The 11,490-nt window shown below is 73.2% G+C and carries 5 protein-coding genes; all 5 read right to left on the bottom strand.

What is annotated here, in order from left to right:
• Positions 1-128 precede the first annotated feature (128 nt).
• The 5 genes from ABZX40_RS36765 to topA all read right to left on the bottom strand — a co-directional run bounded on the left by ABZX40_RS36765 (position 129) and on the right by topA (position 10,842).
• Positions 129-1,760 carry an alpha/beta hydrolase gene (locus ABZX40_RS36765; RefSeq protein WP_355736315.1) on the bottom strand — a complete coding sequence of 544 codons (1,632 nt, stop codon included), beginning with the start codon at positions 1,758-1,760 and terminating at the stop codon, positions 129-131.
• Positions 1,761-1,885: 125 nt separating this feature from the next.
• Positions 1,886-3,091, bottom strand: a complete 1,206-nt coding sequence (locus tag ABZX40_RS36760; protein ID WP_355736335.1) for a DNA polymerase III subunit delta' — start codon at positions 3,089-3,091, stop codon at positions 1,886-1,888.
• A gap of 375 nt (positions 3,092-3,466) precedes the next feature.
• Complete coding sequence (gene tmk, locus ABZX40_RS36755; RefSeq protein ID WP_355736312.1) at positions 3,467-7,018, bottom strand: dTMP kinase; 3,552 nt, start codon at positions 7,016-7,018, stop codon at positions 3,467-3,469.
• A 527-nt stretch (positions 7,019-7,545) separates the two neighbouring features.
• The gene (locus tag ABZX40_RS36750; protein ID WP_355736309.1) at positions 7,546-7,797 is read right to left on the bottom strand and encodes a hypothetical protein; all 252 of its coding nucleotides are present in this window, start codon (positions 7,795-7,797) and stop codon (positions 7,546-7,548) included.
• A gap of 186 nt (positions 7,798-7,983) precedes the next feature.
• Complete coding sequence (topA, locus tag ABZX40_RS36745; protein WP_355736306.1) at positions 7,984-10,842, bottom strand: type I DNA topoisomerase; 2,859 nt, start codon at positions 10,840-10,842, stop codon at positions 7,984-7,986.
• Positions 10,843-11,490 lie beyond the last annotated feature (648 nt).

Genomic DNA, 11,490 nt, shown 5'->3' with positions numbered 1-11,490 from the left:
AGTGGGGAGTTTCCCTGTCCGCGGGGAGATTTAGTGTCCGCCAGCGGGCGACTGATCGTGTCCGCCACCGGGGAGTTCAAGAAGTCCGTTGACACACCTCGCCTCACCTCGCCTCGCCCCACCTCACCCTACGAACAACGCCTCCCCTCCTTCGGTGCCGCCCCCCGCAGCAGATACGCGTTGATCGTCCGGTCGATGCATGCGCTGCCCCGCCCGTACGCCGTGTGGCCGTCGCCGTCGTAGGTGAGGAGGCGGGCGGAGGTGAGCTGGCGGGAGAGGGACTGGGCCCAGCGGTACGGGGTCGCGGGGTCGCGCGTCGTGCCGACCACGACGATCGGCGCGGCGCCCCTCGCCTCGATGCGGTGCGGTTCGCCGGTCGGTGCCACCGGCCAGTACGCGCAGTTCAGCGCGGACCAGGCAAAGCCCTCGCCGAAGACCGGGGACGCCTTCTCGAACTCGCGCAGGGCCGGCCCGACCTGGTCGGGGCTGTCGAAGGCGGGCGGCAGGTCCAGGCAGTTCACGGCGGAGTTGGCGAACATCAGGTTGGTGTACCGGCCGTCCGGTTCCCGCTCGTAGTAGCTGTCGGAGAGCATCAGCAGTCCGGCGCCGTCGTTCTCCTTCATCGCCGAGGTCAGCGACTCGCGCAGGTGTGGCCAGGCGGTCTCGTCGTACATCGCCGCGATCACGCCGGTCGTCGCGAGCGACTCGGTCAGCCGGCGGCCGTCCGCGTCGCCGGTGGGCGCGGGGCGGGCGTCGAGCTTGCCGAAGAACGCCTTGAGGTTGCGGCCGACCTGTTCGGGACTTGTCTTCTTCTTGCCGAGCGGGCAGTCCGGCCGGCGCACGCAGTCCTTCGCGAACGCCCGGAACGCCGTCTCGAAGCCCGCCGTCTGGTCCAGATTCAGCCGTCGGGCGCTCAGCGACGGGTCCATGGCCCCGTCCAGGACCAGCCGCCCCGCCCGCGCCGGGAAGAGACCGGCGTAGGTCGCCCCGAGGAACGTCCCGTAGGACGCCCCCACGTAGTTCAGCTTCTTGTCGCCCAGCGCCGCCCGCACGATGTCCATGTCCCGCGCCGTCTCCACCGTGGAGACATGGCGCAGCACCCGCGCCGAGCGCGCGCCACAGCCCTCCGCGTACTTCTGGTAGGCGGCGACCAGCGCATCCCGCTCCCTTCCGTCGTCCGGCGTCACATCCGTCTGTGTGTAGCGGTCCATGGCGGGGCCGTCGAGGCACTTCACCGGCTCGCTGCGGGCGACCCCGCGCGGATCGACGGCCACCATGTCGTAGCGGGCACGCACCTGCGCCGGATAGCCGATCCCGGCGTACGACTGGAGGAAGTCCACCGCCGAACCGCCCGGCCCGCCCGGGTTCACCAGCAGCGACCCCAGCCGCTTCCCCGGGCCCGTCGCCTTCTTGCGGGCCACGGCGAGGCGGACATCGCCCGCCCCCGGGTCGCCGTAGTTCAGCGGCGCCCGCAGCGTGGCGCACTGGAACCCCGACGCACCGCACGCCCGCCAGGCCGGCTTCTGCCCGTAGTACGAGGTCAGGGCCGTCGGCGTGGCCTGCGGCAGGGCGACCAGGGCCGCGTCCGCCGCCGTGGTCGCCGATCCCGTCGCACTCCCCGACGAACACGCCGAGACCAGCAGCGCGGCGGAGGCGAGGAGTGTGATGGCGGTCCGGGACGGGCGAGGGGTGCGGAGCGGGTGGGCACTGCGGGGGGTGCGGGGCGTGCGGGGGGTGTCAGGGGTGCGCCTTGTGTGCATCCCGCGAGGGTAACTGTGCGCGACGCGCCGAGCACCGTACGCACGCGATGCGCCACGGATGGGGTACGGGGTCAACGCGTCAGGCGGCGGTACCGGAGGAGCCCTGAGCGAGGTCCCCTCGGCCCTCAGCCCGCTCTCAGCGCCATGGTCATCGCCTCCACCGCCAGCAACGGCGCCACATTGCGGTCCAGGGCGTCCCGGCACGCACCGATCGCCTCGATCCGGCGGAGGGTCGCCTCGGGTGTGCCCGCCCGCGCCAGCCGGTCCAGGCTGTCCTCCACATCCGCGTTGGCGATCGCCACCCGCGAGCCCAGCTGGAGGGCCAGGACATCGCGGTAGAAGCTGGTCAGATCCGTCAGCGCCACATCGAGGCTGTCGCGCTGCGTGCGCGTTCTGCGGCGCTTCTGCATATCCTCCAGGTCCTTGACCACCCCCGCCGTGCCGCGCGGCAGCCGTCCGCCCTGGACCGCGCCCAGCGCCGCCTTCAGTTCCTCGGTCTCCTTGCCGTCCCGCTCCTCGGCGAGTTGCTTGGCGTCCTCGCCCGCCGCGTCGACCAGTTCCTGCGCCGCCTTGAGACAGCCGCCGATGTCCTCGACGCGGAGCGGAAGCCTGAGGACGGTGGCCCGGCGCTCGCGCGCGGCCGGGTCGGTCGCCAGCCGCCGCGCCCGGTCGACATGGCCCTGCGTGGCGCGCGCCGCCGCCGCGGCGACCTCCGGCTCGACGCCCTCGCGCCGGACCAGCATGTCGGCCACCGCGGCCACCGTCGGCGTACTCAGATTCAGATGCCGGCAGCGGGAGCGGATCGTCGGCAGCACATCCTCCAGCGACGGGGCGCACAACAGCCAGACCGTGCGCGGCGCCGGTTCCTCGACCGCCTTCAGGACCGCGTTCGCCGACTTCTCGTTCAGCCGCTCGGCGTCCTCGACGAGGATGACCTGCCAGCGGCCGTTCGCCGGCGACGTGAACGATTTGCGGACCGTGTCGCGCATGTCGTCGGCCAGGATCTGCGTGCCGACCGCAGCGACCGTCGTCACATCCGCGTGCGTCCCCACCAGCGCCGTGTGGCAGCCGTCGCAGAAGCCGCAGCCGGGCGAGCCGCCGAGCGCCCGGTCGGGGCTCACGCACTGCAGTGCCGCGGCGAACGCCCGCGCGGTCTGGGTCCGGCCCGCGCCCGGCGGACCTGTGAACAGCCAGGCGTGCGTCATCTTCGATGCCTCCGGCGGCGGCGCGTCCGAGGCCACCGCGGTGACCAGCGCGTCGGCGTCCCGGGCGGCGGCGCCGAGCTGCGCGCTCACCCGCTCCTGCCCCACCAGGTCGTCCCACACGGTCATGGTCACCCCGCCCTTCCGTACCCCGGCCACGCCACCTCACCCCGCGCCGCCGGTCCTGCGTCACTGTGCGGATTCCATTGTGCGGCCCACCACTGACAATCGGGTGCGGCGGCGGCCACGGTGCGCGATCCGCTGAATCTGTTGTGTTCGCGGCGTCCCCCACGGGGGATGGTCCGGTGCCGTCGACGGGACGCGGCGGTGGATCCGGTTGGCTTGCGCCGCCGACCCGGCCGACCGCGGCCACGGCCGACGACGCCGGATCAGCCGTCGTCCCGAGCCCACCGGGACGCCCTCGTCCGCCTCACGCCGACATCCCGTACCCACCCCCGCAGGCTGGCAGTCGCCGCTCGGCGATATCGCGGTCCTCAGCAGTCCTCAGCCGCGACGTCCCCGGCCCCGCCCCCGGCCGCCGGCGGTGCCGCCGTTGCCCGGCTCGTCGTCGTACTCGTCCTCGTACCCGTCGTCACGCCGCCCGAGCAGTTCGTCCGCCAGTGTCGGGAGGTCGTCGAGCGGTGTCTCCTCGGCCCAGTCCGACCGCGCCCGGCGCCTAGGGGCTTCGTCCGCTCTGCCCGCCCCGGGGGTCCCGTCCTCGGTGATCTGCGGAATCTCCCGCGTACGGTCCTGCGCGTCCTCCGGCCGTGCCCCGCCCTGCGCGGGCTCGTCCCGGAAGAACCCGGGCGGCACCCGGTCCACCGGATCCTCGTCCCGCACGGGCGGCAGTACGGCCGTCTCGTCGGCGGCGCGCGGAGCGACCGGCGGCAGCACGGCGGTCTCGCCCGCCGGATCCGACGGCACCGGAGGCAGCATCTCCGTCTCGTCCGCCGGGCCCGACCGCACCGGGGGAAGCACCGCCGTCTCGTCCGCGGCCCCGCCCGGCACCGGCGGCTGGGGCAGTTCCGCGGTCACGTCGTTCTCGCCGGACGAGTCGGACGAGCCGGATCCGCGTCCGGTGCCTTCCCCGGCGTCGTCCTTCTCCAGCGACCAGGAAGACCCCGATGTCCCGGACGACCCGAACGACCCGAACGACCCGGATGCGGCGGACGCACCGGGCGACCCAGACGGCCGCTCATCGGCCGGTCCGTCGTCCCGGACCGGGCGCAGTACCGCCGTGTCGTCGTGGGAACGCCCACCGGAAGAACCGGGCCGAGAGCCCGTTCCGCCGCCCTCCCCGGGCAGCGACACCACCGGCGTGGGCACGGTCGCCGCCTCCGGCCCGCGCGCGGGCGCGCTGGGGCGGCGCGGGCCCGCCGCTGCCGCCGCCGCGGCCTCTTCCGCCGCCCGGCGGGCCTGCTCGGCGCGGAGCAGCGCCGCCTCGGCCTTCTGCTGCTTCTCCAGGCGCCGCGCCTCGGCCGCCGCGCGCTGCCGGGCCTCCTCCTCGGCCTTGCGCCTGAGGCGCTCCTGCTCGGCCTTGTGCCGGGCTTCCTCCTCGGCACGTGCCTTCTCGCGCCGGGCCTCCTCGGCCTGCCGTTCGGCCTCGCGTCGGGCCTCCTCCTCGGCGCGCGCCTTTTCCTCGGCGAGCAGCCGGACGCGCTCCTCCTCCGCCCGGCGGCGGGCCTCCTCGGCGCGCTGCCGGGCCTCCTCCGCCTGCCGTTCGGCCTCGCGCCGCTGCGCCTCCTCCAGCTCACGCTGCTTGCGCTCGGCCTCCTCCGCGCGCAGCCGCTCCAGCTGGGCCTCGCGCTCGCGCTCCAGCCGCTCTTCCTCGGCCTTGCGCGCGGCCTCTTCCTCCGCCTTCCGGCGTGCCTCCTCCTCGGCCTTGCGCCGCGCCTCCTCCTGGGCCCGCACCTCGGCCTCGGACAGCGGCAGCGTCTGGTCGAGGCGGGCCCGGATCACCGTCGTGACGGACTCCGGCTCCTGTCCGGCGTCCACCACCAGGTACCGGCCCGGGTCGGCGGCGGCCAGCGTGAGGAAGCCGGAGCGCACCCGCTCGTGGAACTCGGCCGGCTCCGACTCCAGCCGGTCCGGCGCCTCCGTGAACCGCTCCCGCGCGGCCTCCGGCGAGACATCCAGCAGCACCGTCAGATGCGGTACGAGCCCGGCGGTCGCCCAGCGCGAGATCCGGGCGATCTCGGTCGGGGACAGATCGCGCCCGGCGCCCTGGTAGGCCACCGAGGAGTCGATGTACCGGTCCGTGATGACCACCGCGCCCCGCTCCAGGGCGGGCCGTACCACCGTGTCGACGTGCTCGGCGCGGTCGGCGGCGTACAGCAGCGCCTCCGCGCGGTGCGACAGACCGGCGCTCGACACGTCCAGCAGGATGGACCGCAGCCGCTTGCCGACCGGCGTGGCGCCCGGCTCGCGCGTGAGCACGACCTCGTGGCCCTTGTCCCGGATCCACTCGGCGAGCGCCTCCGCCTGTGTCGACTTCCCGGCGCCGTCGCCGCCCTCCAGGGCGATGAAGAAACCGGAGGCGGCGGGCGCCTGCACGGGGTCGTCCCCGCGCAGCAGCGCGTCCCGTACGTCGTGCCGCAGCGGCACTCCCGCGCGGTCGTCCAGCTTGGCCAGCACCAGCGCCGCCACCGGCAGCAGCAGCGCCCCGACCAGCACCAGCGTGAACGCGGCACCCCCGTGCGCGAACACGAACCTGCCGTTCTCCACCCGGTGCGGCCCGATCAGGGCGGCGGCCACGGGCGCGAGCAGCGCCCCCAGCGCCACGAACACCCGTACGACCGCGTGCAGATGCTCGGTCGTCCGGGCGCGGCGGAACTCCTCGGTCTCCTGGTCCAGCAGCGCGTGCCCGGTGTTGGCCGCCACGCCCGCGCCCACGCCCGCGAGGGCGACGATCAGCAGCACCGTGGCGACGTCCGGGACCAGCCCGGCGGCGAGCAGCGCGACCCCGGTGAAGGCGATGGCCAGCGCCAGCAGCCGCCGCCGCGACAGCGACACCAGCACCTTGGGCGCCGTACGGATCCCGATCACCACGCCGCCGGTCAGCGCCAGCACCAGCAGGCCGTACGTCACCGGCCCGCCGCCCAGGTCCTTGGCGTGCAGCACCGACACGGCGACCGCCGCGGCGACCGCGCCCGCGACCGACGCGCAGGCGAGCACCAGCAGCGCGATGGCGCCGGTACGGCCCTTGTCGGCGCTCGTGCCGGTCCTGGGGCGGCGCAGGCCCTCCAGCGGCGACCGCGCGCGGGGCGTGCGCGTGCCGGGCACCTCCAGGAAGGTCAGCACCGACAGCGACGCGGCGAAGAGCCCGGCGGCGACATACGAGGCCAGCGCGGCCTGGTGCTGGGCGAACCACTCGATACCGGCGCCCAGCAGATTGTTCAGCAGCGAGGCGGCGACCAGGGCGGCACCGGCCAGCGGGACCGCCACGAAGGCCGTGCGCAGGGACAGCCGCCGCAGGGCGTCCATGTGGTCCGGCAGCGGCCGTACCGTCGCGCCCTCCGGCGGCGGGGCGGGCAGCAGCGCGGGCGCGGCGCTCTCCCGGCTCACCGTCCAGAAGCGCTCGGCGACGCCCGTGACGAAGGCGGTGACCAGCAGGATCGCCAGCGCGTTGTCCGGCGTCCAGTCGATCCACAGCGGCGCCACGATCAGCAGCGCCGCGCGCACCCCGTCGGCGCCGACCATGGTCCAGCGGCGGTCCAGGGGGCCGTCCTGGGAGGTGAGCGACGACAGCGGCCCGAGCAGCACCGCGCCGAACAGCAGGACCGCCAGGATCCGCGCGGCGAAGACGGCCGCGACCGTGAGGGCCACGCCCCGGTAGCCGCCGCCGAACGGGGCCATGGTGATCGCCGCCTGGAGCGCCAGCAGGACCAGCACCAGCAGCGCCAGAATGTCGCCGATCCCACCGACCAGCTGTGCGCTCCACAACCGCTTGAGCTGCGGTCGGCGCAGCAGCGCGCGCACCGCGCGCTCGCGGGAGTCCGCCACGAGGGCGTCGTCGGTGGCTGGTTGGTGGGCCGTTGGCTGCTCGGCTCGCGTCATGCGTTCAGCCTATCGGCACGCGCCGACACTCCATGGCGCTCACCCGAACACCCGCACGCCCTCCACGGACGATCCGCACCCCCTACGCGGGCACGGCCCCGGCCGTCCCCGAGGGATTCCCCGACGGTTCCCGGGCGGCCCCTGACCGGTCCCTGACCCGTCCCTGAGAAAGCCTGAGAAATCCCCATGAATGCCGGATGAATGCCGGATGGGGGCCGGATGGGTGCTGGATAGGGGCTGGATGGGGGCGCCGGAGAGGTTCTGCACGGATACCTCTGGACGGGTGCTGGGGGATTCAGGGCCCAGGCCCTCCCGGCGGCGAACGCGTCCCTGATCAGCGCCTTGGTGCCGAGCCCGTCCCTGTCCGGCGCCGGGCCATTCTCCGGCCCCTCCCCGGACAGCCCCCGGACAGCCCCCGGATCAGCCCCGGAGACGGGCCTCCGGGACATCCCCGGGACGACCCGGAAATCTTCCCCGCAGACCTCTCCAGACCCCCGCCAGGCCGGCCACCGCACCACGGCCCACCCTCAGTCCCCGACGATCAGCGCCTCGTCGAAGATCTCGATCACGACCACCACCAGCAGCCCGTGCGCGACCACGTACTCGATCAGCAGACCCGGCGCGACCTGCGCCTTCCGGTCGTCCTCATGGGTGCCGATATGCGTGCTCGCCTTGTGGTACGGGTCGAGCGCCAGCTTGGCGAGCCCGCGTTCCAGCAGACCGCGTCGCTCGGGAGCCATGGTGTCCGCGGTCGCCCTGGTCTCGACCGTGTACGTCACGCGAAACGACACCCTGCCCCCGTCCCCGGAGGGCACGCCCGGTAGGACATGCCCGCCCCCGTCCGCCGTCCGGGGCCGCACCGGCCCCGGCCCGCTCGACCGACCGGTTCGACCCGCTCGGTCCGATCAGTCCGTGTCCACTCGGTCCACTCGGCCCAGTCGGTCCGGTCGGTCCGGTCGGCCCGATCAGTCCGTCTGCTCGGCGCCGGCCGCCTTCTTCGCAGCCGCGGCCTTCGTGGCTGTCGCCGTGGCCGTGGCCTTCCTGGCCGTCGTCGTCTTCTTCGCCGCCGTCTTCTTGGCGGCCGTCGTCTTCGCCGCGGCGGTCTTCTTGGCCGGAGCCTTCTTCGCCGGGGCCTTCTTGGCGGGCGCCTTCTTCGCCGTCTTCTTGGCGGGGCCCTTGGCCCGCTTCTCGGCGAGCAGTTCGAAGCCCCGCTCCGGTGTGATCGTCTCCACACTGTCGCCGGAGCGCAGTGTGGCATTGGTCTCACCGTCGGTGACATACGGTCCGAAGCGGCCGTCCTTGACCACCACCGGCTTCGCGCTGACCGGGTCCTGGCCCAGTTCCTTCAGCGGCGGCTTCGCCGCGGCGCGGCCCCGCTGCTTGGGCTGGGCGTAGATCGCCAGCGCCTCGTCGAGGGTGATCGTGAAGAGCTGGTCCTCGCTCTGGAGGGACCGCGAGTCCGTGCCCTTCTTCAGATACGGGCCATAGCGCCCGTTCTGCGCGGTGATCTCCTGGCCCTCGGCGTCCGCGCCGACGACCCGCGGCAGGGACATCAGCCTGAGGGCGTCGTCCAGCGTGACCGTGTCCAGGGCCATCGACTTGAACAGCGAGGCCGTGCGCGGCTTGACCGCGTTCTTGCCGGTCTTGGGCGTGCCCTCGGGCAGCACCTCGGTGACGTACGGCCCGTAGCGGCCGTCCTTGGCGACGATCGCGTGCCCGGTCGTGGGGTCGTTGCCCAGCTCGAAGTCGCCGCTCGGCTTGGCGAGGAGTTCCTCGGCCAGCTCGACGGTCAGCTCGTCCGGCGCCAGATCGTCCGGGATGTCGGCGCGCTGGTGCTGCTCGGTGTCCTTCTCGCCCCGCTCGATGTACGGGCCGTAGCGGCCGACGCGCAGCACGATGTCGTTGCCGACCGGGAACGAGGAGACCTCGCGCGCGTCGATGGCGCCCAGGTCGGTCACCAGCTCCTTGAGGCCGCCCAGGTGGTCGCCGTCGCCGTTGCCCGCGTCGGCCGCGCTGCCGTTGCCGCTGCCCTCGCCGAAGTAGAACCGCTTCAACCACGGCACGGACTGCGCCTCACCGCGCGCGATGCGGTCGAGGTCGTCCTCCATCTTGGCGGTGAAGTCGTAGTCGACCAGGCGGCCGAAGTGCTTCTCCAGCAGGTTGACCACCGCGAACGACAGGAAGGACGGGACGAGTGCCGTGCCCTTCTTGAAGACATAGCCGCGGTCCAGGATCGTGCCGATGATCGACGCGTAGGTGGACGGGCGGCCGATCTCTCGCTCCTCCAGCTCCTTGACCAGGCTGGCCTCGGTGTAGCGGGCGGGCGGCTTGGTGGCGTGGCCGTCGACCGTGATCTGCTCGGCGGCCAGCGGGTCGCCCTCGCTGACCTGCGGCAGCCGGCGCTCGCGGTCGTCCAGCTCCGCGTTCGGGTCGTCGGCGCCTTCGACGTAGGCCTTCAGGAACCCGTGGAAGGTGATCGTCTTGCCGGAGGCGCTGAACTCGACATCGCGTCCGTCGGCCGCCGTGCCGCCGATCTTGACGGTGACGCTGTTGCCCGTGGCGTCCTTCATCTGGGAGGCGACGGTCCGCTTCCAGATCAGCTCGTAGAGCCGGAACTGGTCGCCGGTCAGCCCGGTCTCGGCGGGCGTGCGGAAACGATCACCCGACGGGCGGATCGCCTCGTGCGCCTCCTGGGCGTTCTTGACCTTTCCGGCGTAGGTGCGCGGCCGGTCCGGCAGATAGTCGGCGCCGTAGAGCTGGGTGACCTGCGCGCGGGCGGCGGACACGGCGGTGTCGCTCAGCGTCGTGGAGTCCGTACGCATGTACGTGATGTAGCCGTTCTCGTACAGCTTCTGGGCGACCTGCATCGTCGCCTTCGCGCCGAAGCCCAGCTTGCGGCTGGCCTCCTGCTGGAGCGTCGTCGTACGGAAGGGGGCGTACGGCGAACGGCGGTACGGCTTGGACTCGACGGAGCGGACCGCGAACCGGGTCTGCTCCAGGGCGGCGGCGAGGGCGCGCGCGTTGGCCTCGTCGAGGTGGAGGATGTTCGCACTCTTGAGTTGTCCGAGGGAGTCGAAGTCGCGGCCCTGCGCGACTCGCCTGCCGTCGACGCTCTGGAGGCGGGCGACCAGCGACGACGGATCCGACGGGTCCCCCGCGCGGCCGGTCGCGAAGGTCCCGGTCAGGTCCCAGTACTCAGCCGAACGAAAGGCGATCCGCTCGCGTTCCCGCTCCACGACGAGACGGGTGGCGACGGACTGGACCCGGCCCGCCGACAGTCGCGGCATGACCTTCTTCCACAGCACCGGGGAGACCTCGTAGCCGTAGAGCCGGTCGAGGATGCGGCGGGTCTCCTGGGCGTCGACCAGCTTCTGGTTGAGCTGGCGCGGATTGGCGACGGCGGCCTGGATCGCGGCCTTGGTGATCTCGTGGAAGACCATCCGCTTGACCGGGACCTTGGGCTTGAGCACCTCCTGGAGGTGCCAGGCGATGGCCTCGCCCTCGCGGTCCTCATCGGTGGCGAGGTAGAGCTCGTCGGAGTCCTTGAGCAGGTCCTTGAGCTTCTTGACCTGAGCACGCTTGTCGGCGTTCACGACATAGATCGGCTCGAAGTCGTGTTCGACGTCCACGCCGAGGCGGCGGACCTCGCCGGTGTACTTCTCGGGCACCTCCGCGGCGCCGTTGGGGAGGTCGCGGATGTGCCCGACGCTCGCCTCGACGACGTATCCGGGGCCGAGGTAGCCCTTGATCGTCTTCGCCTTGGCGGGCGACTCGACGATGACGAGTCGGCGACCGCCTTGCGCGGTCTCGCTGGTCGGGGACAACTTCGCTCTTCTCTCCGGTCGACGCTGAGGCCCTTCCCAGGGGCTTGTTCCCGGGGTCGGGTGGTGGTGACGCTGCGGAGTGTGACGGTACATCCCGCCCCCGTGTCAAACGGGAAAAGCCCGCAACGGCCACTCGAACGGTAACCCGACTACCGCCTTTCCTGCCGCCCGGAGTGCCGACCGGGCCGTTCGGAGGGAAGCGGAGGGGGGCTTACCGGTTACTGGTGATCATGGACAGGGGGGAGGGGGCGGGGAGGAGAGAGGGAGGCGAGGGGGAGGGGCCGGGGTGGGGCGGTGGGGTCGGGGCGGGGTCTGCTGTGGGGTGGTCGGAGGGGGGTTGAGTCAGGGCGGGAGGGGGATGGCTGCGGCGTTGGTCCTGGCCTGGTCCGGGCCTGGTCCCGGGCCTGGTCGGAGGGGGGCGGGGCGGGCCGAGGCTGGGGGAGGTTCGGTGGGAGCGCGGGGCGGTGGCGCGGGGTGCGGGGTTGCGGGGTGCGGGACGGCTGTACGGGGGCGTCGGCGCGGAGCCGTCGGTGCGGGGCGGGGCCCATGAGTGGGGCGCTCCGCGCGGGAGCGGGGCGCACTGGTGTGAGGGGCGGGTTCTTCCGACAGGCGACTTTCGGCCGCGCACTAAGGCCGAGATTCCGCACG

The organism is Streptomyces sp. NPDC004610 (assembly GCF_040609715.1).
Taxonomy (GTDB): domain Bacteria; phylum Actinomycetota; class Actinomycetes; order Streptomycetales; family Streptomycetaceae; genus Streptomyces.
This window is presented reverse-complemented; position numbering and strand designations above follow the sequence as displayed.

Coding starts and splice junctions, on each gene's coding strand:
- ABZX40_RS36765 (WP_355736315.1), bottom strand. CDS start 1,760: ATGCACACAAGGCGCACCCCTGACACCCCCCGCACGCCCCGCACCCCC.
- ABZX40_RS36760 (WP_355736335.1), bottom strand. CDS start 3,091: ATGACCGTGTGGGACGACCTGGTGGGGCAGGAGCGGGTGAGCGCGCAG.
- tmk (WP_355736312.1), bottom strand. CDS start 7,018: ATGACGCGAGCCGAGCAGCCAACGGCCCACCAACCAGCCACCGACGAC.